Annotated in this window: 17 protein-coding genes, 2 tRNA genes and 2 rRNA genes (1 of these 21 running past the window's edge); 7 read left to right on the top strand and 14 right to left on the bottom strand. The window is 48.5% G+C overall.

The features are described from left to right. The 3 genes from NDI34_RS15600 to NDI34_RS15590 all read right to left on the bottom strand — a co-directional run. A 23S ribosomal RNA gene (locus NDI34_RS15600) occupies nucleotides 1–1900 on the bottom strand (it extends 991 nt beyond the left edge of the window). A 271-nt stretch (nucleotides 1901–2171) separates the two neighbouring features. Next, nucleotides 2172–2245, bottom strand: a tRNA-Ile gene (locus NDI34_RS15595). A gap of 109 nt (nucleotides 2246–2354) precedes the next feature. Then, nucleotides 2355–3845 (bottom strand): 16S ribosomal RNA (locus NDI34_RS15590). Together the 16S and 23S rRNA genes with 1 tRNA gene alongside form the textbook arrangement of a ribosomal RNA operon. A 337-nt stretch (nucleotides 3846–4182) precedes the next feature. On the opposite strand from NDI34_RS15590, the gene nadC reads away from it, so the two are divergent. Together nadC and argS are read left to right on the top strand one after the other, a co-directional pair. Continuing rightward, nucleotides 4183–5112, top strand: coding sequence for a carboxylating nicotinate-nucleotide diphosphorylase (gene nadC / locus NDI34_RS15585; protein WP_348233109.1), 930 nt, complete (start codon nucleotides 4183–4185; stop codon nucleotides 5110–5112). Further along, complete coding sequence (gene argS, locus NDI34_RS15580; protein ID WP_190986295.1) at nucleotides 5096–6853, top strand: arginine--tRNA ligase; 1758 nt, start codon at nucleotides 5096–5098, stop codon at nucleotides 6851–6853. Before nadC ends, argS begins: the two co-directional genes overlap by 17 nt. A 67-nt stretch (nucleotides 6854–6920) precedes the next feature. On the opposite strand, the gene def is transcribed toward argS, so the two are convergent. Further along, on the bottom strand, nucleotides 6921–7457 hold the full coding sequence (gene def, locus NDI34_RS15575) for a peptide deformylase (RefSeq protein WP_190986294.1): 537 nt from the start codon (nucleotides 7455–7457) through the stop codon (nucleotides 6921–6923). 80 nt (nucleotides 7458–7537) lie between these two features. Between def and dnaA the strand changes: the two genes are divergently transcribed. Together dnaA and dnaN are read left to right on the top strand one after the other, a co-directional pair. After that, nucleotides 7538–8920 (top strand): chromosomal replication initiator protein DnaA, encoded by a 1383-nt coding sequence (gene dnaA / locus NDI34_RS15570; RefSeq protein WP_190688557.1) that lies wholly within the window; start codon nucleotides 7538–7540, stop codon nucleotides 8918–8920. Nucleotides 8921–9337: 417 nt separating this feature from the next. Beyond that, nucleotides 9338–10510, top strand: a complete 1173-nt coding sequence (gene dnaN, locus NDI34_RS15565) for a DNA polymerase III subunit beta (RefSeq protein WP_190986293.1) — start codon at nucleotides 9338–9340, stop codon at nucleotides 10508–10510. On the opposite strand, the gene NDI34_RS15560 is transcribed toward dnaN, so the two are convergent. The 6 genes from NDI34_RS15560 to NDI34_RS15535 all read right to left on the bottom strand — a co-directional run bounded on the left by NDI34_RS15560 (nucleotide 10507) and on the right by NDI34_RS15535 (nucleotide 15147). Beyond that, nucleotides 10507–11946: a trypsin-like peptidase domain-containing protein gene (locus NDI34_RS15560; RefSeq protein WP_348233107.1), complete on the bottom strand. Its 1440-nt coding sequence runs from the start codon at nucleotides 11944–11946 to the stop codon at nucleotides 10507–10509. The genes dnaN and NDI34_RS15560 overlap by 4 nt on opposite strands. A 127-nt stretch (nucleotides 11947–12073) precedes the next feature. Further along, the gene (locus tag NDI34_RS15555; protein ID WP_190429606.1) at nucleotides 12074–12559 is read right to left on the bottom strand and encodes a PD40 domain-containing protein; all 486 of its coding nucleotides are present in this window, start codon (nucleotides 12557–12559) and stop codon (nucleotides 12074–12076) included. 215 nt (nucleotides 12560–12774) lie between these two features. After that, the gene (locus NDI34_RS15550) at nucleotides 12775–13299 is read right to left on the bottom strand and encodes a PD40 domain-containing protein (RefSeq protein WP_190410187.1); all 525 of its coding nucleotides are present in this window, start codon (nucleotides 13297–13299) and stop codon (nucleotides 12775–12777) included. Nucleotides 13300–13301: 2 nt separating this feature from the next. After that, nucleotides 13302–13796, bottom strand: a complete 495-nt coding sequence (locus tag NDI34_RS15545) for a biopolymer transporter Tol (RefSeq protein ID WP_348233108.1) — start codon at nucleotides 13794–13796, stop codon at nucleotides 13302–13304. Between the two features lie 163 nt (nucleotides 13797–13959). After that, complete coding sequence (locus NDI34_RS15540; RefSeq protein WP_348233106.1) at nucleotides 13960–14790, bottom strand: Ycf66 family protein; 831 nt, start codon at nucleotides 14788–14790, stop codon at nucleotides 13960–13962. A gap of 237 nt (nucleotides 14791–15027) precedes the next feature. Then, nucleotides 15028–15147 carry a photosystem II reaction center X protein gene (locus NDI34_RS15535; protein ID WP_190410189.1) on the bottom strand — a complete coding sequence of 40 codons (120 nt, stop codon included), beginning with the start codon at nucleotides 15145–15147 and terminating at the stop codon, nucleotides 15028–15030. 271 nt (nucleotides 15148–15418) lie between these two features. On the opposite strand from NDI34_RS15535, the gene NDI34_RS15530 reads away from it, so the two are divergent. After that, nucleotides 15419–15712: a YggT family protein gene (locus NDI34_RS15530; protein ID WP_190410190.1), complete on the top strand. Its 294-nt coding sequence runs from the start codon at nucleotides 15419–15421 to the stop codon at nucleotides 15710–15712. 61 nt (nucleotides 15713–15773) lie between these two features. On the opposite strand, the gene accC is transcribed toward NDI34_RS15530, so the two are convergent. After that, on the bottom strand, nucleotides 15774–17126 hold the full coding sequence (accC, locus tag NDI34_RS15525; protein ID WP_190410191.1) for an acetyl-CoA carboxylase biotin carboxylase subunit: 1353 nt from the start codon (nucleotides 17124–17126) through the stop codon (nucleotides 15774–15776). Between the two features lie 192 nt (nucleotides 17127–17318). On the opposite strand from accC, the gene NDI34_RS15520 reads away from it, so the two are divergent. Further along, a tRNA-Leu gene (locus NDI34_RS15520) sits at nucleotides 17319–17399 on the top strand. Nucleotides 17400–17566: 167 nt separating this feature from the next. Beyond that, complete coding sequence (locus NDI34_RS15515; RefSeq protein ID WP_348233105.1) at nucleotides 17567–18190, top strand: chorismate lyase; 624 nt, start codon at nucleotides 17567–17569, stop codon at nucleotides 18188–18190. Nucleotides 18191–18436: 246 nt separating this feature from the next. Here NDI34_RS15515 and purF read toward each other — a convergent pair whose 3' ends face one another. From purF to pdhA, 3 genes are all read right to left on the bottom strand, one after another. After that, nucleotides 18437–19930, bottom strand: a complete 1494-nt coding sequence (gene purF / locus NDI34_RS15510) for an amidophosphoribosyltransferase (protein WP_190410193.1) — start codon at nucleotides 19928–19930, stop codon at nucleotides 18437–18439. A gap of 164 nt (nucleotides 19931–20094) precedes the next feature. Further along, on the bottom strand, nucleotides 20095–22452 hold the full coding sequence (gene purL, locus NDI34_RS15505; RefSeq protein ID WP_348233104.1) for a phosphoribosylformylglycinamidine synthase subunit PurL: 2358 nt from the start codon (nucleotides 22450–22452) through the stop codon (nucleotides 20095–20097). Nucleotides 22453–22638: 186 nt separating this feature from the next. Next, the gene (gene pdhA, locus NDI34_RS15500; protein WP_190426886.1) at nucleotides 22639–23673 is read right to left on the bottom strand and encodes a pyruvate dehydrogenase (acetyl-transferring) E1 component subunit alpha; all 1035 of its coding nucleotides are present in this window, start codon (nucleotides 23671–23673) and stop codon (nucleotides 22639–22641) included. Between the last annotated feature and the right edge of the window lie 122 nt (nucleotides 23674–23795).

Below are 23795 nucleotides of genomic sequence, written 5' to 3'. Positions count from 1 at the left end.
CGGCCGCCGTTCACCGGGGCTTCAGTCGCCAGCTTCGGCTTGCGCCTAACCGACTTCTTTAACCTTCCGGCACTGGGCAGGCGTCAGCCCCCATACATCGTCTTGCGACTTAGCGGAGACCTGTGTTTTTGGTAAACAGTCGCCTGGATCTCTTCACTGCGACCTTCATTTCTGAAGGCACCCCTTCTCCCGAAGTTACGGGGTCATTTTGCCGAGTTCCTTAGAGAGAGTTATCTCGCGCCCCTTGGTATTCTCAACCTCCCCACCTGTGTCGGTTTCGGGTACAGGCGGTAATTGTTTATGGTGTTTAGAGCTTTTCTTGGAAGCTTGACTGATACCACTTCCCCCCCGTAGGGGGTCGTACTCGCGCCTTAGCTCGGGCCGTTTTCGCCGTCCCTCATCACCTCGAACGCTTGAACCGGTAACCAACATCCGGCTGGCTCTTGCCTTCTCCGTCCCTCTGCACCAACAATTACTGGTACGGGATTGTTGACCCGTTGTCCATCGACTACGCATTTCTGCCTCGCCTTAGGCCCTGACTAACCCTCCGCGGACGAGCCTTCCGGAGGAACCCTTGGGGTTTCGGGGCATTGGATTCTCACCAATGTTTGCGCTACTCAAGCCGACATTCTCACTTCCGTTTCGTCCACACCTGCTTGTCGCTAGTGCTTCTCACTACTGCGGAACGCTCCCCTACCGATACTTTATATATCCCACAGCTTCGGCATGTCACTTAGCCCCGTTCATTTTCGGCGCAGGAGCGCTTGACCAGTGAGCTATTACGCACTCTTTCAAGGATGGCTGCTTCTAGGCAAACCTCCTGGTTGTCTTTGCACTCCCACCTCCTTAATCACTTAGTGACCATTTGGGGGCCTTAGCTGGTGGTCTGGGCTGTTTCCCTCTTGACGATGAAGCTTATCCCCCACCGTCTCACTGGCTGTGTGTGCATCTGGTATTCTGAGTTTGTCTCGATTTGGTACCGCTCTCGCAGCCCGCACCGAAACAGTGCTTTACCCCCAGACTATAATCACAACCGCTGCGCCTCAACACATTTCGGGGAGAACCAGCTAGCTCCGGGTTCGATTGGCATTTCACCCCTAACCACACCTCATCCGCTGATTTTTCAACATCAGTCGGTTCGGACCTCCACTTGGTGTTACCCAAGCTTCATCCTGGACATGGTTAGATCACCCGGGTTCGGGTCTATAAACAGTGACTTTATTTCGCCCTTTTCAGACTCGCTTTCGCTTTGGCTTGAGCATTGAATGCTTTGACCTGCCACTGCTTATAAGTCGCCGGCTCATTCTTCAACAGGCACACGGTCACTCGTTCAATCGAGCTTCCATTGCTTGTAAGCTTACGGTTTCACGTTCTATTTCACTCCCCTTCCGGGGTTCTTTTCACCTTTCCCTCGCGGTACTGGTTCGCTATTGGTCACACAGTAGTATTTAGCCTTACCGAGTGGTCTCGGCTGATTCACACGGGATTTCACGTGCCCCGTGCTACTCGGGATTCAGCTAGGGCTTTTGAAGCTTTCGACTACAGGACTTTTACCTTCTCTGGTGCAGTTTTCAGTTGCTTTGTCTAACTTCTCGAGTCCCACGTTGCTGTCCCACTACCCCACCAAGCATGCTTGATGGTTTAGGCTCTTCCCGTTTCGCTCACCACTACTCAGGGAATCTCTTTTGATTTCTTTTCCTCCAGCTACTAAGATGTTTCAGTTCACTGGGTTGGCTCTTTACTGCCTATGGATTCAGCAGTTAGTTCTTTAGGGTTGCCCCATTCGGATATCTCCGGCTCATTGCTTGCTTCCAGCTCCCCGGAGCGTTTCGTCGGTCGCCACGTCCTTCATCGCCTCTGTGTGCCGAGGGATCCACCATAAGCTCTTTGTAGCTTGACCACATTCTCTTGCTTGGATGATACGGACGCCTTCTTCGATTGGACGTCTCGTTTTTTCCTGCTTTTTAACGTTACTATGCAGTTTTCAAGGTTCTTTGGCTGGAATTAGAGTCCAGCAGTCTCTCTGAGGCTTTTCAAGTTTCAGAGTCGATGCTGACTTCTTTTTCCGGTTTTCGGTTTTGACTTGCTCGGGTGATAGATATGCCCCTCAACCGGGCTTCCCAACTCAAGCTTTACCCTCTTACTTGTCAAGCAATCAGCTTGACTTTAGGTGGGCCATCCTGGACTCGAACCAGGGACCTCACCCTTATCAGGGGTGCGCTCTAACCACCTGAGCTAATAGCCCATGAACCGGAACCGTAATAGTTTGAAAGCTTTTGATGACACGACCTCGACGACCTGGGATGACCTTCTGTGACCGACTTCATCGGTGTTCAGAGGTTCGGTCTCCCTTAAAAGGAGGTGATCCAGCCACACCTTCCGGTACGGCTACCTTGTTACGACTTCACCCCAGTCATCAGCCCTGCCTTCGGCGTCCCCCTCCTTTGCAGGTTAGGGTAACGACTTCGGGCGTGGCCAACTCCCATGGTGTGACGGGCGGTGTGTACAAGGCCCGGGAACGGATTCACCGCCGTATGCTGACCGGCGATTACTAGCGATTCCGCCTTCACGCAGGCGAGTTGCAGCCTGCGATCTGAACTGAGCCACGGTTTATGGGATTTGCTTGTCATTGCTAACTTGCTGCCCTTTGTCCGTAGCATTGTAGTACGTGTGTAGCCCAGGACGTAAGGGGCATGCTGACTTGACGTCATCCCCACCTTCCTCCGGTTTGTCACCGGCAGTCTCCCTAAAGTGCCCAACTTAATGATGGCAACTAAGGACGAGGGTTGCGCTCGTTGCGGGACTTAACCCAACATCTCACGACACGAGCTGACGACAGCCATGCACCACCTGTGTTCCGGTTCCCGAAGGCACCCTTCTGTTTCCAGAAGGTTCCGGACATGTCAAGTCCTGGTAAGGTTCTTCGCGTTGCATCGAATTAAACCACATACTCCACCGCTTGTGCGGGCCCCCGTCAATTCCTTTGAGTTTCACACTTGCGTGCGTACTCCCCAGGCGGGATACTTAACGCGTTAGCTACGGCGCGGCCCGGGTCGATACAGGCCACACCTAGTATCCATCGTTTACGGCTAGGACTACTGGGGTATCTAATCCCATTCGCTCCCCTAGCTTTCGTCCCTCAGTGTCAGTTGCAGTCCAGCAGAGCGCTTTCGCCACCGGTGTTCTTCCCAATCTCTACGCATTTCACCGCTACACTGGGAATTCCCTCTACCCCTACTGCACTCTAGCCGTTCAGTTTCCACCGCCTTTCCAGGGTTAAGCCCCGGTCTTTAACGGCAGACTTGAACAGCCACCTACGGACGCTTTACGCCCAATTATTCCGGATAACGCTTGCATCCTCCGTATTACCGCGGCTGCTGGCACGGAGTTAGCCGATGCTGATTCCTCAGGTACCGTCATTTTTTTCTTCCCTGAGAAAAGGGGTTTACAATCCAAGAACCTTCCTCCCCCACGCGGTCTTGCTCCGTCAGGCTTTCGCCCATTGCGGAAAATTCCCCACTGCTGCCTCCCGTAGGAGTCTGGGCCGTGTCTCAGTCCCAGTGTGGCTGATCGTCCTCTCAGACCAGCTACCGATCGTCGCCTTGGTAAGCTTTTACCTTACCAACTAGCTAATCGGACGCGAGCTCATCTTCAGGCTATAAATATTTCACCTCTCGGCACATCCGGTCTTAGCAGTCGTTTCCAACTGTTATCCCCGTCCTGAAGGCAGATTCTCACGCGTTACTCACCCGTCCGCCACTAGAATCCGAAGATTCCCGTTCGACTTGCATGTGTTAAGCAGACCGCCAGCGTTCATCCTGAGCCAGGATCAAACTCTCCATTGTGTTAAGTGAGTTTGTTTTTTTGGCTATTGGAAACTATAAGTTTCCTACCGACTTCGTCTTGGTGATTGAAGTTTCCCCCAATTCACCTGATTTTTTTGACGAGGTACTTGTGTTTACTTGGCTTTCAAACTATTATTTTTTCTAGGTTCGGTGCGCTTCGGTGTCGCTTCACTTTCGCTTGCTCTCCCGACCGCTTTATTAATGTAGCAACCACGAACCGCTTCTGTCAACTGTTTTGAAAAACTTTTTTGGAAAACTCTCAAAATCCCCAGCCGAGCAGCTTTTGGGCTAAGTTGGTTGGACAAACTTTTAGAAAAATTAGGGGAAAACTGAAGTGGTGAGTCCCAGGGCTGTTCTACCTCCCTTGATCGTATTAGACCCACTCCTGCACTCCTGGTTGTTGGAAGATGTCGGTCGCGGCGATCGCTCGAGTCAAGGTTTGTTAGGCAACAAGGTACGTGTGGGGCAAGCTGAGTGGACTGCTAAGGAGGCAGGAGTCATTACCGGATTGCCGATAGCTAGTCGGATATTCCAACTGTTGAACGATAGAGTCAGTTTTGTTGCTGTTGTCGCTGAGGGGGAACAGTGCCAGCGAGGACAGTTGGTTGCTCGCGTTGATGGCTCGCTAGAGGCGCTGCTGCTCGGAGAACGAGTTGCTTTAAACCTAGCTATGCGTTTGAGTGGGATTGCTACACTCACCCGTAAGTATGTTGAGCAAATTGCGGATTTGCCAGCTCAATTGGTGGATACTCGCAAAACGACTCCGGGGCTGAGAATTTTAGAAAAGTACGCGACACAGGTGGGGGGAGCGATGAACCACCGAATGGGGTTAGATGATGCTGTGATGATCAAGGATAATCACATTGCTGTGGCTGGAGGGATTGGCAAGGCGATCGCTTGTATTCGCTCCCAAATGCCCTATCCATTGACTATAGAAGTAGAAACCGAAACCCTAGATCAAGTGAAAGAAGCCTTACAGCACGGCGCTGATATCATCATGCTGGACAATATGCCGCTGGAGATGATGCGGCAGGCAGTGCAGATAATCCGCCATAGCAATGACCGGATCAAGATTGAAGCATCGGGCAACATTACTCTAGAAACTATTCGTGCTGTGGCTGAAACTGGCGTAGACTACATTTCCAGTAGTGCCCCGATTACTCGCTCAACATGGCTCGATTTGAGTATGAACATAGACGTTAGTACGATGGAGGAGAGAAGTACGCTGCCTGAGGTTTCGGCAAAACCCAATGAACTCTACCCTTGAACAACTTAAAAATAGATTTGAGCAGGCTTTAGTTGCCGCTTTCGGCAGTGACTATGCTGGGGTAGACCCAATGTTAGTGCCTGCTAGCAATGCCAAGTTTGGCGATTATCAGTCTAATGTGGCAATGTCTTTAACTAAAAAGTTGAGTCAGCCGCCACGAGCGATCGCCCAAAAAATCGTTGAGTATATAGATGTCATCGATTTCTGTCGTCCGCCAGAAATTGCGGGTCCTGGTTTTATCAATTTCACCCTGAAACCAGAATATTTGGAAGCGCAGCTAAGTGCTATTCAGGCAGACTCCCGATTGGGTATCAGCAAGGCAAAACATCCCCAGCGGGTAGTGGTGGATTTTTCTAGCCCTAATATTGCTAAAGAGATGCACGTTGGGCACTTGCGTTCAACGATCATTGGAGATTGCATTGCTCGAACTTTGGAATTTCAAAATCACGATGTTTTGCGACTGAATCATGTAGGCGACTGGGGAACCCAGTTTGGAATGCTAATCGCCTACTTAAGAGAAGTTTGTCCAGAGGCTTTGACGACTGCTAATGCTATAGATTTGGGCGACTTAGTGGCTTTCTACCGCAAAGCAAAACAGCGATTTGATGAGAATGAGAAGTTTCAAGAAACGGCCCGACAAGAAGTTGTCAAATTGCAAGCGGGTGACGAAGAGTCTCGGCGGGCATGGCAGCTGTTGTGCGAACAGTCTCGGCGCGAGTTTCAGATTATCTACGAGCGACTTGATGTCTATCTGACAGAACGAGGTGAATCTTTCTATAACCCTTTGCTAGCAGGAGTGGTGGAAGACCTCGCCCAGATGGGCTTGCTAGTGGAAAACAATGGGGCTAAATGCGTATTTCTGGAAGGGTTTACCAACAAAGAAGGTGAACCTTTGCCCATGATTGTCCAAAAGTCTGATGGAGGTTATAACTACGCCACTACTGATTTGGCAGCCTTACGCTACCGAATTGAACAAGATCGAGCCGAGCGGATAATCTACGTTACAGATGCTGGACAAGCCAATCACTTTACTCAGGTGTTTCAGGTAGCGCAACGGGCTGGCTGGATTCCAGAAAATTTAGAGTTGGTACACGTCCCCTTTGGGTTGGTGCTGGGGGAAGATGGAAAGAAAATAAAAACTCGTTTTGGAGAAGCGGTACGGTTGCGGGATTTGCTGGATGAAGCGATCGCGCATGGCCGTGCTGATTTAGAAACCAGACTGAAAGAAGAAGGACGCGAGGAAACACAAGAGTTTATCGCCCATGTTGCTAAAGTGATTGGCATGAGTGCGGTTAAGTACGCCGACCTCAGCCAAAACCGCACTAGCAACTACGTCTTTAGCTATGACAAGATGTTGTCTCTCCAAGGCAATACCGCACCTTACCTGCTTTATGCCTATGTACGAGTACAGGGAATTAGCCGCAAAGGCGATATTGACTTTGAGCAGTTGGGAATGAATGCCAAAATTCTGTTGCAGGAAGAAACAGAATTAGTGTTAGCGAAGCATTTACTACAACTGAGCGAAGTTCTCAGTGACGTTGAGCAAGATTTACTGCCCAATCGCCTTTGTCAATATTTATTTGAACTGAGCCAAAAGTTTAATCAGTTCTATGACCAGTGTCAGGTGCTTAAAGCGGAGGAACCAGTGCGGACATCTCGTTTGGTTTTGTGCAATCTAACAGCGCGAACTTTGAAGTTAGGATTATCCCTACTTGGCATTTCCGTGCTAGAGCGTATGTAGGCAGGGTGGAAGCGATCGCTCACGCTTCTAATCAGTCAAACCAAACAATCGTCAACAATCTAGGATATCAGTGCTGCTGTTGAACAATTTGTTGCTGATATTCCTGTTCAGTCATCATCTCTTGCGTGCTTTGTAAACGATCTACAAACACGATGCCATCCAGGTGATCGGATTCGTGTTGAAAAATTCGGGCGACAAAATCTGTGAACTGTTGACGATGCAATTTACCATCCCGACTGGTGTATTCCACATCAATCGCCTGATATCTGGGAACCAACCCTCGAATTCCTGGAATGCTGAGGCACCCTTCCCAGCCTTTCACCACCTCATCAGAGTGAGCAATGATGCGAGGATTTATTATGGCGGTTGGTTCCATCTCAGGAGCGGTGGGATACCGAGGATTCGGACGAGATGCGACGATGAACAAGCGATAAGATTGAGCTACCTGGGGTGCTGCAATGCCAACACCGCTTGCTTGAACAACGGTTGTAATTAGGTCGTCAATCAGCTTTTGGATCTGTCCAGAGTGGACATTTTCAATAATTTGAGCTTGTTGGCGCAGGATGGGATTTCCCAGTTGAGTAATTGGCAGGATTTCAGCCATAGTTGAGACTGGTTTAAAAGAGCGATCGCTCTTCACAAGAATGGATAATACTATTCTGCACAAAGCCGTAGAGGTGAGGCGTGGATATTTCTCTTGAACAGCTCTGGAGCCAAGTGCTAGAGCGTCTACAGCTACAACTGAGCCGTCCTACCTTTGAAACGTGGATCAAAACTGCCAGCGCTCAAGAGCTGGAAAATAACTGCTTGGTGATTTGCACGCCTAACCCGTTTGCCCGGAATTGGTTGCAGAAATATTACATCAAAACAATTGCTGATGTCGTACAAGATATTCTGGGACAGCCGGTGGAAATTCACATCACGGTTGCCAAAGGAAATGAAATCTCTAGCGCTGATGATGCCGAAATTTCCTGGTCGCTGCCTATAGAAACCAGTGTCCCCGAAATTTCTCCTAACCAGCGACCCAGACCGACCGAATTAAATCCTAAATACGTTTTTTCACGCTTTGTTGTCGGCTCTAATAATCGGATGGCTCATGCAGCTTCTTTAGCTGTGGCAGAATCTCCAGGACGTGAGTTTAATCCATTATTTTTGTGTGGGGGTGTTGGGCTAGGAAAAACTCACTTAATGCAAGCAATTGGGCATTACCGTTTGGAAATTCACCCAGATTCAAAAATATTTTATGTTTCTACTGAGCAGTTTACAAACGACTTGATTGCAGCAATTCGTAAAGATAGTATGCAACGGTTTCGAGAACATTATCGAGCTGCCGATGTACTGTTGGTGGATGATATTCAATTTTTAGAAGGAAAGGAATATACTCAAGAAGAATTCTTTCATACTTTTAATACTTTACATGAAGCTGGAAAGCAAGTAGTAATCGCTTCTGACCGCCCTCCTAATCAGATTCCTCGCCTGCAAGAACGTCTTTGCTCCCGCTTTTCTATGGGATTAATTGCCGATATTCAGCGCCCAGACTTAGAAACACGGATGGCAATTTTACAAAAAAAGGCAGAATATGAAAATATGCGATTACCGCGAGATGTTATTGAATATATAGCGACTAACTATACTTCAAATATTCGGGAATTGGAGGGCGCTTTAATTCGGGCTGTGGCTTATATTTCAATTTCCGGTTTGTCGATGACTGTCGAAAATATTGCTCCAGTTTTGAATCCACCTGCGGAAAAAGTAGCGGTTTCTCCAGAAGCGGTAATGATAGCGATCGCAGAAACTTTTGAGCTTCGCATTGAAGATTTAAAAAGTAATTCTCGCCGTCGAGAAATTAGCTGGGCGCGACAAATTGGTATGTATTTAATGCGTCAGCACACAGATTTGAGTTTACCCAGGATTGGTGAGGAATTTGGAGGTAAAGATCACACCACAGTAATGTATAGCTGCGAGAAAATTACTCAATTAAAGGATAGCGATCCTGATGTAGCTAGAACGCTACGCCAACTTAGCGATCGCATCAATTTTGCTAGCAGAAGCCAAAATAAATCCTGATACTCCTCTCACAGCTAGCCAGTAGCCGTTAATTTAAGTTTTCGGAAAGTACTTATAAAGAATGATTCACCTTTAGAAGGGTTGTGGAAAACTCCTGGTTTTCTGTGGAAAAGCTTGTGGTAAAGCCGTGAAAAATTTTGTGCCATCAGTGGAAAACAATGACAAGTATAAATACCTTGTGGAAAAGTGACTCTTTTTTCCACAAGGTTTCCACAATTCATTAGAGCTGCTAAAACATACACAGGAAATTCATTTGACAACATTTTCCACATTTTCCACAGCTCCAGCAGTTTTGCCTGAAGCAGGTAAGCAGGCTAATCTGGATTGCTGAGGACAAGGGTGCTACGATCTCCTTCTGTGCCAAAAGTACCGCGCTATGAGCGTCGGTTGGCTGAACAACTCCAAGGTTGAACATCTATGAAACTGGTTTGCACCCAAAACGATCTCAGTACCAACCTTTCTCTCGTCAGCCGAGCAGTGCCATCGCGCCCGACACATCCTGTCCTCGCAAATGTCAAGCTGGAAGCTAACAAAAAAACTCAGCTCGTCAGTTTGACGGCATTCGATCTCAGCCTTGGCATTCAGACCAGCTTTCCAGCACAAGTGGAAGAGGAAGGTTTTCTCACGTTACCCGCTAAGCTGTTAAACGATATTGTTTCCCGTCTAGCAGAGGGAGAAATTACTTTAGAGGATAAAGGGGAGGAAGCTACGAGCGAAGGGATTATTGCCACGCTGACTTCTGCCTCTGGGCGTTATAAAGTCCGGGGCATGGGAGCAGAAGAATTTCCAGAACTGCCAGTGATTGAAAATGGCGAAGCTGCCCAATTACCTGCTGCGGCATTAATTGATGGCTTGCGGGGTTCTTTATTTGCCACCAGTCCGGACGAAACGAAGCAGGTTCTCACGGGCATCCATTTAACAGTCAAGCCAGAATATTTAGAATTTGCTGCGACCGATGGTCATCGTTTATCAGTTGTCGAAACGACTAACCAAAGTCAAACGGATGAAGAATCCTCGGAACCGATTAGTCAGACGGCTCCGTTAGAAGTCACAATTCCAGCGCGGGCACTGCGAGAACTAGAACGAATCTTAGGGATGCGCCAGTCGGCGGAAGCGATCGCTCTCCATCTTGACCAAGGGCAGGTCGTATTTGAGTTAGCCGATCAACGTTTGACTAGCCGCACCCTAGAAGGGCAATATCCCGCTTATCGTCAGTTGATTCCGCAACAATTTGAGCGGCAGGTGACAATCGATCGGCGTCAGCTACTCAATGCATTAGAACGAATTGCCGTGCTAGCTGACCAAAAAAATAATATTGTCAAATTCACGATAGACAGCACCAACCAGCAGATTGCCTTATCAGTGGAAGCACAGGATGTCGGTAGCGGACGCGAATCTCTACCTGCACAGATATCGGGAAAGGATCTAGAGATTGCCTTCAACATCACTTATCTCAGAGATGGACTGAAGGCGCTGCAATCCTCCGAGATTCAAATGCAAATGAATACAGGGAATAGCCCGGTGATTTTGACACCGCTAGGAGGTCTCAAAATGACTTACTTAGTGATGCCGGTGCAGATTCGTGCTTAACGAATTGTCAAGAGATAGCGACCTCGACCGCGCGGATTTGAGGCGGTGGCGATCGCTCGATAAACGCCTGTTCGGGGTAAAGTCACACTCATCTGAGAATTGGGATTGCTGCGGCTGATGTTATCATTCTCAGCAATCTTCCGGCCATTTTGATCGACCAAAATCAGATAGGTATCAAAATCAGGACTGGCAAGTGCGATCGTCAGAGGCTGTCCGGCACGACCTTGAAAGGAATATTCCTGAAACAAACTGCCATCAGAAAGCACCTTGGCACCCCGACCCAGAATACCCGCTTGCCGCATCAGCAAACGACTTTGGGAAGTTTGATAGCGATCGCCTCCGGCAGCCGCCATTGCTCGAAGACGGTAAGCACCTACTTGTCTTCCCTCAGAGGAATTGGCAATGATTAGATAAGTGCCACTTGCAGGCAGTGTCGCCACAAGGCTAGCGTTTCCCCTACCGCCCCTATCATCGTCTTGTGCAACTTCATTGCCATTGGGGCCAAGCAGAATTAAGTAGGAATCAATCTGCTGACTCGCCATATCAATTCTGACTTGCTGACCGGCTCTCCCCTGAAAGGTGTAAAGGTCAAAATAGCTATTATCCGCTCGGAGAACATTATCACCACTGCTAAGAGTGGCGTTAATCACCGCACCATTCAAAACAATGGGCTGAGGCGGTTGTCTTCCAGAAGCGGGTTGTTGCCGTTGAGCAGTGGTAGGGGCGCGTCCTTGGCGCACAGCGGTCAAGAACGGCTGTACCCGGTCTACAGAAATCGCAAATCCAATGCCAATGTTTCCCGCAGTCTGACCGCTGGTAAAAATAGCAGTATTGACGCCAATCAATTCTCCTTGGCTATTGAGAAGAGGACCACCGGAATTGCCTGGGTTGATGGCTGCATCGGTTTGGATTAAACCGCGCTGTTGGTCAATCCGGCTAACAATACCAACGGTGAAGGTTCCTTGAAATCGACCAAAAGGATTCCCAATCGCAAATGCCCGCTGACCGACTTGTACAGAGTTTGGAGGAGCGATCGCTACGGTGGGCAAATTGTTCTGTCCGCGAATTTTCAGAACGGCTAAGTCTAGACTGCTGTTAGCAAAAGCAATGATATCGGCTGGAAGTTTTCTACCATCTGAGAGAATAACGGTGACAGTTTGGCGACCGTTTGCCACAACGTGAGCGTTGGTCAATACCAGACCGTCTTGGCTAATGATGCTACCGCTGCCGCTACCGTCACCAGCCTGGATGGATACCACTCCTGGACTAGCGCGTCTATAAACCTGAATATTTGTTTGTTCTTCAGCATCTTGGGCAACAGCGATATTTGACTGTTGCCAGTTAAAGGGAACGATTGCGTCAATTGCATTAGCACCAATGGCAGCGGCGGCTGCGATGATGCCAGAAGTGGCAATACGCAGAACTTTGGTACTCATTATGTTAACTTTTTAAGCTTTTTTGACTGTTCTAGCATATTTAGCAGCGATCGCTTTTAGCGAAGCTCTTTCTATAGAAGAAGCGCATACCGTAACAATGCGGTATCTCGCTCATTTCATTTATCTTCTACTCTTGTAAAGAGCCAGAACTTGTCGCTGAAGTTCCTCTTTCTACAGTTGCAATATGCCATTGCCCTAGCTGGCTAGTTTCAAACGCGACGTAGCGACCATCACCGGAAATAGTGGGATGGCGTACCGAGCCTCGGATGCTGCTAGTGAGCAATTCGGAGCGTTGAGTTTGACGGTCGTAGACAAAGATATCCGTCTTGCCTCGTTCGCTAGAAACATAAGCAATAAATCGACCATCAGCATTCAAAGCGGGTTGATCCTGTCTGGAGTCGCGACGATTGATATTGGGAAGATCGACGAGACGGCGTTGCTGCAAGTCGTAAAGGAAAATGTCTCGATTATTATTGCGGTCAGAAGCAAAGGCGAGATAGCGACCGTCACTGCTGTAGGCGGGATATTCGTCAGGGGTCTGGCTGTTGATACCGCCAGTCAATATTTGCGGCGGGTTGAAGAGCTGGGTATCAAGACAACCAGTTATCCCCATTGTGAATAAAATCGTTAGCCAGCGCCAGTTAATTAGCCATTTCATATCACTTGCGCCTAAATACCTGATGACTGTAGCTGTGAAGTGCGACTACACGAATCAAGCCTGCCTTTATAAGCTAAAAAAATCCCCTGATTCGCCAAAGCTGTGTATTCAGATAAGCGGGTATTTACTTTTTCCAACCATTCCTTCCCAAATACTCAGCACTTTTATCCTCAAGGAGGTGCTGGAAGATTCAGCGTTTGTCCAGAGCGATCGCTAACTACAATATCCCACTGACCATTTTCACTAGATTCAAAGGCAATCGTACTGCCATCAGCGCTAATCGTTGGATTTCGCACTTCTGCTTGCACGTTTTCCGCGAGATTCCTTAACTGGCGAGTTTCCCGGTCATAGAGGTAGATTCCCGACCGACCCTGACGACTTGCAGCAAAGACAATGTAACGACCATCAGCGGAAACAGCAGGGTTAGATGCGATCGCATCCAGGGAATTTAATCCAGGCAAATCAATCAAACGCCGATCCACCGTGTCGAAAAGGTAAACATCCTGACTGCTGCGCCGGTCAGAAATTAGCACAATGTACCGACTGGCGATTTGAGGATTAATGTCAGAAGCTGGGCTATTTAAACTTCGCCCTGCTGAATCAAAGGGAAAACTCATAAGACGACCTGAGCCAGTACAACTACTCAATAAACTGGCTAAGGTAACAAATACTGATAGAAAAAGGTTACGTTTCACGCTCAGGGAGAGGCAGATGGACTGCCATCGGGGATATCTAACTCAATATTAGACCCCCGGTCTAGCACCTCTACATCCCACTGACCGCGACTGCTGCTTTCAAAGGCAATATAGCGACCATCTGGACTAATGCTAGGATTTCGCACCCAACCGCGATAGCCCATTGTAAGAATTTGTGAGGATTTGGTGCTGCGATCGTAAAGTTCAACTTCCGGGCGTCCTTGGTCGCTGGCAATGTAGACAATGTAACGACCGTTCTGACTGAGACTGGGATTTTCTGCGATCGCGTCTTGTCGGTTCAAGCGCGGTACATCTACAAACTGCCGCTGCTGCAAGTCGTACAACCAAATCTGTCGGCTGCCATTGCGGTTAGAAACAAAGGCGAGCAACCGACCATTGCCGCTCAAAGCCGGTTGCTCATCTGTATAACGACTGTTAAGAGCAACTGGCCCTGTTGAGCGATTGACTGGGGTACAGGCAACAACTAACCCAGCCATACTAAACCAGATTCCCCATTTGACCCAGGTATGGATTCCCAAACCGCACGCCAATCTTTTCACGTCAAAGCTGCATTGTTGCTTGCAAAAATAGCCTGACCCAATGAACCAGCCGCGTCTCATGAAACGCGGGGCAGACACGAAGACACCGCCCTTACCAGACTCATTCTTGGTCAAAATTGCTGGAGTTGCCGCCTTCGTCTTCCGGGTAGCCTATGGGTTTGTAGTCCACATAGTCGGTTGGGGTTGCTTCTACATCTTCCCGGCTCTCTCGATTAGGCGATCGCTCCGATGATTCTCCCCTAGGTGGACGACTTCTTCGTGGCTTGGCAGCAGTCTCTGGATCTCGGCTGGGTGGACGAGTCGAGCTGGGACGGCTACTGCGAGACGGTTTTTCCTCCCATGTGTCTGAGACTTCCCAATCGTCCGGTTGTTCGGTTGGGCGAGTTTCTGTTGGACGGGGACGACGCTTGCGAGGACGGTCTCCTTGCGCCAGCCTTTCAGGATTACTATTACTAGGATTACTGTTACTCCGACTGGATGGACGGCGACGCGGTTCATCGTCGTAAGTCTCTACCGTTCGGCTATTGCGAGATTCTTGCGTTCCCCGAATCCGGCGTCTCGGTGGTTCCTCATCCATCGGTTCGAGTTGATCCAACTCGGCTCGATACACGCGGCTTACGGGACGATCGTCATCGACAATTTGCGTATTTCGCTTTGCAACCTCCGTCGCCACTCCACGCATCCGAATACTTTCAAATGCAAAAAAGATAGCAGAGCCGGTCAACAGAAATTGACCGAATTGCAAAATCGGATCGAGTCGCCATCCTTGAAATAAAAGAATGAAGCCGCACAAGAGACCGACCGCTGCAAAAAAGATATCGTGATCTCGCGCTAGCTCTGGACGCACGGTACGCAGAAAGTACAGTGCTGCCCCTGCCACTGCCAGAAAAATACCCAGAAGACTGGCTGAGTTAAGCCCGAAGTTTACCATTGCTGTTTTCCCAAGACAAATCTATGTTAACGAGTTAACCGCAGAAATTGGTACGCAGGTTGGGAATTTTAATTCTAAGTATCCTGGGTCAGCAGGAGAACGAGCGGGCAGAAACTGGCTTGCTGCATCGCATCAGCTCTTCTCCCTTTAACATATAAAACCTCAGTTTTTTTAGAGGGAGCAACTAATTTAATAATTACTCTCTCGATAAACTGAGGTTTCCGGCTATTCCGAAATCTAGGAACGTTGGATTTTATCCTTCTGACTGATAAAAATCAGCGCCACCGTGGCTGGGATGACAACAATTACAGCACCCCAGAGCAGACTATAGAGAAAATTCGCTAATGAAGGCGTCATTTTTTTTCGCTCGCTTTGACAACGATTTCTTTTGATCAATTTTAACGATATGTTATGAACTTGAGAAGCCTATTTGTCGCTTCATTTTGTTTTTACGTCTCTTATACCCCTGTACCAGTCTGGCTGAATAGGATTGAGTGCCACGCTGCGTTAGAATAATGAGAGATTTGGTTACAAAACTTTAACTATAATGCCTTGCCGCGTCAGTTGCATGACAAATACGCGACACGGCTAAAGTTTTGACGCCTGGAAATTTCTTGATTAAGAACCAATGGACGCTGTTTCGCTTGCTAGCTGGATTCTTGGCCCGCTTGTGGGCTTGATGACTTTGCTGTTTATCTTTCGGATCGTCCTTACCTGGTATCCTCAGATAGACCTAAATCGGCTTCCCTTTAACTTGATTGCTTGGCCTACAGAACCTTTTTTAGTGCCATTGCGGAAAATTGTGCCCCCTATCGGTGGTGTGGACATTACCCCGATCGTTTGGGTAGGGATCTTTAGCCTAGTGCGAGAGATTCTCTTGGGTCAGCAAGGACTGCTGACGATGTTTGCTCATACTCATTAAGGCGCTTCGGAGGTTAGTAAAAGTGGGTAACGGAAAAAATTACCGATTACCCACTCCTTACTTACTGCTGGGACTGCATTAATTGCTCAACAAAATTGGTATAAACCTCGCCTTGTAAAAACTCCGGTGTCTCCATAATTTTTTGATGGAAGCCAATGGTTGTGGGCAAACCCGTGATGGCACACTCCCGCAATGCCCGTTTCATCCGCTTAATTGCAGTAGGGCGATCGCTACCCCAAACAATTAACTTACCAATCAGGGAGTCATAGTAAGCAGGGATTTCGTAGTCCGTGTAAACATGAGAATCCATCCGAACACCAAAGCCACCAGGAGGCAGATAGCCGCTGATCCGCCCCGGATGAGGACGGAAGTTGTGGTCGGGGTCTTCCGCATTGATTCGACATTCAATGGCATGGCCTCGGAGAACGATTCGATCTTGAGTCAGCGACAATTTCTCCCCTTGAGCAATGCGGATTTGCTCGGCAATCAAGTCTAACCCAGTGATCATTTCTGTCACTGGGTGTTCGACTTGAATCCGAGTATTCATTTCCATGAAATAAAATTCCCCAGAGGGTGCAAGCAGAAACTCAACAGTCCCGGCACCCGTGTAGTTGATAGACTTAGCAGCCATGACAGCGGCAGTGCCCATTTTTTGGCGCAGTTCTGAACTGAGAACTGGACTAGGGGCTTCTTCTAGTAACTTTTGATGACGCCGTTGGATAGAGCAATCGCGTTCACCCAGGTGAATTACGTTGCCGTAGCTATCGGCTAGGATTTGAAATTCGATGTGGCGGGGACGTTCAATAAATTTTTCCAGATAGACGCCTGGATTGCCAAATGCAGCTTCTGCTTCTCCCTGTGCAGCTTGGAAGAGCTTGACGAGTTCGCTTTCTTCCCGCACCAAACGCATTCCTCGCCCTCCACCTCCGGCGGTGGCTTTGATCATGACAGGATAGCCGATTTCATCCGCGATCGCTAATGCTTCCCGATCGGACATTAATATCCCATCACTTCCCGGCACTGTAGGCACACCCGCCCGTTGCATCGTTTCTTTCGCAGTGGATTTGTCTCCCATTGCCCGAATCGCTTCCGGCGTTGGGCCAATGAAAGAAATCTGGTGATCCGCGCAGATTTCCGCAAATCGGGCATTTTCTGCTAAAAAACCATAGCCCGGATGAATAGCGATCGCATTGCGCGTCAAAGCTGCCGCAATAATATTGGGAATATTCAGATAACTTTTGATACTGGGGGGTTCACCAATGCAAACGGCTTCGTCAGCCAGTTGCACATGAAGGGCGTGTCGATCGATCGTCGAGTGAACTGCAACAGTCGCAATCCCCATTTCTTCGCAGGTACGGAGAATGCGGAGAGCAATTTCCCCTCGGTTAGCAATTAAAATCTTTGAAAAACGCATCTTCTAGTTTTTAGAGAAATGGGGTAGCGCAAGGAACAATCATTATTATTTCAGGATGTTGCCTTCAGCATCAGTACAATATATAGATCGCATCACCTCGCATTAGAACAGTTATTGATACTGATTGAAAGTCTTGTTTCTTCCAAAGAGAACGAAATTGCCTCAAAGATGATACAATTGGTATATATGCAAGCGGATGTGGCGGAATTGGTATACGCGCACGTTTGAGGGGCGTGTGGCTTTGCCTTGCGAGTTCGAGTCTCGCCATCCGCATTACTTTTTCAGTTCTCAGTGCTGCAAGCGCAGCAACGCATAGTATGCACTGAGAACTGAAATTGCAAAAGAACTAAACTCACCACTCAATTTTTTTTGCTGGAATAGGTTTCCGGCAAGAAATTGTTTATGATTTTATATAAGAAAATGAAGTTTTGTAAAGAGCTTTGACTTCAACTGTTATACCCACAAACAGCATTAGCTTACCAAGAGATTGGTATGCTCTCAGTCCGCTTTGGCAGGGAGGCGAAGAAGTGGTGCAGCAAGGACTGCCTCACACACAGCTAGCACCAGCATGGCAGATGCTTTTACTGGGAGATGGCTCCCCGACCCGTCACCTGCAACTTTTGACGGGTGAACCAACAGAAGTAGATGTCATTGATATGTCGCCTGTTGGCATGGATGCTGATGCAGCACCCAATCAAATCCAGGCTGTACCAGGACCTAGGTTGCGACGACAGGTATGGCTGCGTACCACCTCCGGTCAGCGGCTGGCTTACGCGACTTCCTGGTGGGAAGCCAGCCATGTAGATGAGTATTTACAAAACCGTTCCTTGCCAATTTGGGCAAGTTTGGCTCGCCTGCGTACCGAGTTATATCGGGATGTCCAGGGAATTTACTACGGTCAGTCCGATGCTTTAGAATCTGCCTTTGGACAAACAGGACCATTCTGGGGGCGTCACTACCTATTTTGGCATCATGGCCGTCCGCTGACGCTGATTTATGAAGTTTTTTCGCCCTATTTGACAAACTACTTGGGTCCAATGCAGCCGTTGAAGCCAGGGAATTAAGTACAGAGACTTAATTAATTTGTAGGATGGGTAGAGCAGGAGCGAAACCATCGAACCTTTGTCAATGTTGGGTTGAGTAGCAATCAATCGCCCAAACTTTAAAATGACAGAGTTTTATTCAGTTCTCCCATCTTCTTGATACTCTCTGGCATAAATACGCCAAACAAACATAAAGTGAAAAGCTTACACGGGAAGTCACAACTTCCCGTGTAAGCTTTTCAGATTCATTTAACCAGTGACAAAAAGCTAACAGCTAGCTGCTTTTTCCAACATCAGCTTAGAACGCTTAACTTGCTCTGGAATTGAAATGGGATAGTCACCCGTAAAACAAGCAGAACAAAAATTGTTGGGATCTTCGCCGGTAGTTTTTAACATTCCCTCGCGGCTGAGATACGCTAGCGAGTCTACACCTATTTGTTCGGCAATTTCTTCGACTGACTTTGTTGCCGCAATCAACTGATCTTGGCTATCCGTGTCAATGCCATAAAAGCAGGGATGAGTTACGGGTGGAGAGGAAATTCGCATATGAACCTCGGTGGCACCAGCATCTCTGAGGGCTTTGACAAGTTTGCGGCTAGTCGTTCCTCGCACGATAGAGTCGTCAACAATAACGACTCGTTTCCCACTCAGCACATCTTTAAGAGGATTGAGTTTCATCTTGATGCCACACTCTCGCATTGCCTGAGTCGGCTGGATGAAAGTGCGACCAACATAGCGATTTTTAATCAATCCCTCGGCGTAAGGAATACCGGATGCTTGGGAAAACCCAATCGCGGCGGGAATGCCGGAATCGGGTACGCCAATAATGATATCGGTATCCGCTGGAGATTCCTGAGCGAGTTGCCGTCCTAAGCGCAGCCGGTAGCTATAGAGACTCTCGTCATGCATGACGCTATCCGGACGAGCAAAGTAAATCATTTCAAAGATGCATAGTTTCCGCTTGGGTTGTTCTGCCCAGAAGAAGGAAGCCATACCTTCTTCGGTAATCCAAACTAACTCGCCCGGTTCAACATCCCGCAGGTACTCAGCCCCAATAATATCTAAGCCACAAGTTTCTGATGCGAGGACATAGCGCTGAGGATTCGTGTTTAAAATGCCAATCACTAAGGGACGAATACCGTTGGAGTCGCGGGCACCCATCAAGCCGTCTGGCGTTCCGATTGCCAGACTAAAGGCTCCTTCGCATTGCCGAAAGGCTCGGATCGCTCCTTCTAACCAGTCTTTGCCTGCGTTAATTTCTTCTGCGATCGCAAAGGCAATCATCTCAGAATCCGTCGTCGTGACTAAGTTACAGTCGCGTCGCAACAACTCTTCCCGCAGTTTCCCAGTATTGACTAAATTCCCATTGTGTGTCAGCGCAAGGGTTCCTAACCGAGTCTCTACAACTGCTGGCTGAGCATTAACAACGCGGCTGGAACCCGTCGTGGAGTAACGGGTATGACCAACTGCCAAGTTCCCTGGTAGCTGGTTCAAAATGGATTCGTTAAAGACTTGGGAAACCAAGCCCATCTCTTTGTGTAAATGAACCTGCTTGCCGTCAAAAGCGGCAATACCAGCAGATTCCTGACCCCGGTGCTGTAACGCATACAAACCAAAATAGGTCAGTTTGGCGACATCTTCACCTGGTGCATAAACCCCAAAAACGCCACAGGCTTCCTCTGGCTTATCAGGTCGCTGATCGTTCAAGTGGTTAGACTCAGCTGGAGACTCATCACTTGCAAAGGGATGGTTGGGAATCATTTGAGAACTTGGCTCCTACTTGTTGAGGCAGAGAAAAACTAACCAGGCTTAGTAATTCTTAATAATCTCATAACAAAGCGTTAATGTCGCTAGCCGAAGACATAGACCAGGAATTTAGCTCTGTCTGGGTCAGCGATTTCTGGAAGTAAATTGGGGAAGGTTGGCTAAACGGTTAAACGGCGTTGGATAGCATTGTGATAAGCATCGCCCATTTTCTTAATGCTAACGTCTATCAAAGTTTGGCTTTGAGTCGTAAAAACCCGTAACTCGCTGTCCGGTTTTCCGACACGACCCATTTGTTCCCAGCAATCTTCCAGTTGCTCCTTTAAATAGGATTCCCAAATTTCTTGGTGTTCTTGCACGACAGAAACTAAAATTCGCGCTCCCCCTTCACCAAAAAGGATACAATCCCAACGTACAGAGGGTTCTGGAGGAAGTTTCCAGTGAATTTCGGCTCCCAAATTGCTAGCGATGCAAGCTTCCGAGAGAGCGATCGCAACTCCTCCCTCAGCACAATCGTGAGCTGAGCGAATCCAACCTTGACGAATTCCCTCCCGGCAAGCAGCTTGTACCCGGCGTTCCAAATCAAAATCTACGGTGGGCGGTTTACCAGCGACAATGTCATGAATGGCTGACAAATACTCGGAAGCACCTAACGTGACTCCCTCTGGTGAATCCAAACGTTTTCCCAGTAAATAAATTAAATCTCCCTCGGCTTGCCAAGCTTGGCTGCAAATTCGCGTAATGTCAGGAATTAACCCCACCATCCCCACCACGGGCGTCGGATAAATTGGCTGGGGATTTCCGTCAGCGTCCAGGGTTTCATTGTAGAGAGACACGTTGCCGCCAGTCACCGGCGTTCCCAATTCCCGACAAGCTTCCGCGATTCCCCGACAAGCATTTGCGAGTTGCCAATAACCCACTGGCTTTTCTGGACTCCCAAAATTTAGGTTATCCGTGACTGCTAAAGGTTCGGCTCCCACACAACTAAGATTCCGAGCCGCTTCTGCGACGACTGCCTTGGCTCCTTCATAGGGGTCAAGATAGACGTAACGAGCATTGCAATCGACAGTGGCAGCAACCCCTTTGTTGTCTCCTTGGTTAATCGAGTAATTTGGGGAAGGTTCTAGCGGACGCACCCGCACCACGGCTGCATCTGCACCACCTGGAACAATCACAGTATTGTTTTGCACCTGATGGTCGTACTGACGATAAACCCAACGCTTAGAGGCAATTGTCGGAGTATCTAACAAAGTCAAGAGAATCTCATTCCAGGTGAGAGAACGACCTTGAATTTCAATGCCTGCGCTGGTACAAGTCGGAAGGCGATCGCTTGTCCACTCCCAAGCTAGACGAGCATACTCAGGAGGTTCTGCTAACAATTCTCGGTGATAGATTGGCGTATTATCTGCTAAAGCCGTTGCTGGAATTTCTGCCGCCACGCCGCCTTGGAACAAAATTCGCACAATCGGCTGCTCAATCACAGTGCCTGCAACGACAGCTTGTAGACCCCAGCGGTGGAAAATATCAATTAACTCCTGTTCGCGCCCCTTGTAAGCAACAAACAGCATCCGTTCCTGAGATTCGGATAGTAAATATTCATAAGGCACCATCCCTGTTTCCCGCACGGGAATTTTGTCTAAATCCAGTTCAATCCCAACGCCGCCTTTCGCTGCCATTTCTGACGTGGAACAGGTAATGCCTGCTGCACCCATATCCTGCGCGGCGGCAACAGCACCCGTTTTAAAGGCTTCTAAGCAAGCTTCAATGAGGGATTTTTCTAGGAAAGGGTCGCCCACTTGTACCGCTGGACGGTCATCCATCGACTCATCACTAAGTTCCGCACTGGCAAAACTTGCCCCGCCCATCCCATCCCGCCCAGTCGTAGAACCTACATACAGCACTGGATTTCCAATTCCTACTGCTCCAGATGTAACAATTTCCGGAGTTTCCATCAATCCCAGTGCCATGACATTTACCAGGGGATTGCCCGAATAAGCTGGATCAAAATAAACTTCACCGCCCACAGTCGGGACTCCCACACAATTGCCATAATGGGAGATTCCCGACACCACACCATTGAACAGTCGCCGCGTCTTGGCATCTTCGAGAGAACCAAAGCGGAGGGAGTTTAACAAGGCGATGGGACGCGCACCCATTGTAAAGATATCCCGGAGAATCCCGCCGACTCCCGTTGCAGCCCCTTGAAACGGTTCAACTGCTGAGGGGTGATTGTGAGATTCAATTTTAAATGCGAGTTGCAGTCCGTCGCCCAAGTCTACAACACCAGCATTTTCTCCTGGCCCGACGAGAATGCGATCGCCGTCAGTCGGAAACTGCTTGAGTAATGGTCGTGAGTTCTTGTAGCAGCAATGCTCCGACCACATGACGCCAAACATCCCTAGCTCAGCTTTATTCGGATGACGCCCTAGCCGTTGGACAATGTCTTCGTATTCTTCTGGTTTTATACCTTCTGCGGCAATTTCTTCGGGGGTAAACGGAGCGGATGAGATTGTAGACATGGAACCCTTGCACGAACGGCACAGGGTTATTGTATCGATATTTCCCCGCTACTTATGCGGTAAATGTGCTTGTAACTTTAACGGATATAAAATTGTGTCAATTTTAAGGAGTTTTAAAGCGCATCTAAAAAAAATAGAGTAGGCATTGCCTACCCTATATTTGACTACCGTTATTAACGCTAACTGTTAATCATCCCCGGCAAAAATATAACGGTACAGTTCGCTAGGATCGGGTTCTGGGCTTTCCTCGGCAAACTGCACCGCATCGTCGATGACGGCTTGGATTTTCCGGTCAATTTCCTTGAGTTCTTCTTGGTCTACCAGATTGTGTTCTACAAGATGAGCAGCCAACTTTTTGATTGGATCGCGGGCGAACCAATATTCCTTCTCATTTTTAGAACGAAGTTCGTCAGGGTCAGCGAGAGAGTGACCTCGGAAGCGATAGGTTAGGGCTTCAATCAAGGTTGGCCCTTCACCCGCACGGGCACGCGCGATCGCTTCCTGGGCGACTGCACGAACTGCTAACACGTCCATCCCATCAACCTCAACACCTGCCATACCAAAGGCATGGGCTTTCTTGAATATCTCTGGTACAGAAGTTGCCCGTTCGTGCGCCATACCAATTGCCCACTTGTTGTTTTCCACAACATACAAAATTGGCAGTTTCCACAGCGCCGCCATGTTCAAACATTCAAAAAATTGACCGTTATTCGCCGCACCGTCACCAAAAAAGCAGGCAGTTACTTGATCGGAACCGGCATCTCCCAAGGCTTCGCGGCGGTACTTACTGGCAAAAGCCGCACCCGTAGCAACAGGAATCCCTTCAGCCACAAAAGCATAACCTCCCAGCAGTTTATGCTCCGAGGAAAACATATGCATCGAGCCGCCGCGCCCTTTACTACAGCCGGTTGCCTTACCAAACAACTCAGCCATTACCTCTTTTGCAGGCACCCCAGCACTCAAAGCATGAACGTGGTCGCGGTAGGTGCTGGAAACATAATCCTCATCTTGGCGCATTGCCTTGATGACGCCAGTTGACACAGCCTCTTGACCGTTATATAGGTGGACAAAACCAAACATTTTGCCCCGGTAGTACATCTCGGCGCACTTATCTTCAAAAAACCGCCCCAAGACCATGTCCTCGTAAAGGATCAATCCTTCTTCTTTGGTGATTTGGGTTTGATCGGCGTGAAAGACGGGTAAAATGCGTTCCTGAACCATTGATTTAAGGGATAAACTTGACGTGATTGGTTGAACGGCGGTTTTTATCTACCAAGATAAGCTTCTACTATAGAAGCTAGGGGGTATAATTATCGCACCTATTCTATCGTTTATGTTCGCTC

Origin of the sequence: Trichocoleus sp. DQ-U1 (assembly GCF_039961925.1) — a bacterium.
GTDB lineage: Bacteria > Cyanobacteriota > Cyanobacteriia > Cyanobacteriales > FACHB-T130 > FACHB-T130.
Note: the sequence above shows the minus strand (reverse complement) of the source record. Positions and strands in the feature narration are given on the sequence as shown.

What these genes read in the sequence shown, in the direction of transcription:
- argS (WP_190986295.1), top strand. Translation starts at nt 5,096, where the DNA reads ATGAACTCTACCCTTGAACAACTTAAAAATAGATTTGAGCAGGCTTTA.
- def (WP_190986294.1), bottom strand. Translation starts at nt 7,457, where the DNA reads ATGGCTGAAATCCTGCCAATTACTCAACTGGGAAATCCCATCCTGCGC.
- dnaN (WP_190986293.1), top strand. Translation starts at nt 9,338, where the DNA reads ATGAAACTGGTTTGCACCCAAAACGATCTCAGTACCAACCTTTCTCTC.
- NDI34_RS15560 (WP_348233107.1), bottom strand. Translation starts at nt 11,946, where the DNA reads ATGAGTACCAAAGTTCTGCGTATTGCCACTTCTGGCATCATCGCAGCC.
- NDI34_RS15555 (WP_190429606.1), bottom strand. Translation starts at nt 12,559, where the DNA reads ATGGGGATAACTGGTTGTCTTGATACCCAGCTCTTCAACCCGCCGCAA.
- NDI34_RS15545 (WP_348233108.1), bottom strand. Translation starts at nt 13,796, where the DNA reads ATGGCTGGGTTAGTTGTTGCCTGTACCCCAGTCAATCGCTCAACAGGG.
- NDI34_RS15540 (WP_348233106.1), bottom strand. Translation starts at nt 14,790, where the DNA reads ATGGTAAACTTCGGGCTTAACTCAGCCAGTCTTCTGGGTATTTTTCTG.
- NDI34_RS15535 (WP_190410189.1), bottom strand. Translation starts at nt 15,147, where the DNA reads ATGACGCCTTCATTAGCGAATTTTCTCTATAGTCTGCTCTGGGGTGCT.
- NDI34_RS15530 (WP_190410190.1), top strand. Translation starts at nt 15,419, where the DNA reads ATGGACGCTGTTTCGCTTGCTAGCTGGATTCTTGGCCCGCTTGTGGGC.
- accC (WP_190410191.1), bottom strand. Translation starts at nt 17,126, where the DNA reads ATGCGTTTTTCAAAGATTTTAATTGCTAACCGAGGGGAAATTGCTCTC.
- purF (WP_190410193.1), bottom strand. Translation starts at nt 19,930, where the DNA reads ATGATTCCCAACCATCCCTTTGCAAGTGATGAGTCTCCAGCTGAGTCT.
- purL (WP_348233104.1), bottom strand. Translation starts at nt 22,452, where the DNA reads ATGTCTACAATCTCATCCGCTCCGTTTACCCCCGAAGAAATTGCCGCA.
- pdhA (WP_190426886.1), bottom strand. Translation starts at nt 23,673, where the DNA reads ATGGTTCAGGAACGCATTTTACCCGTCTTTCACGCCGATCAAACCCAA.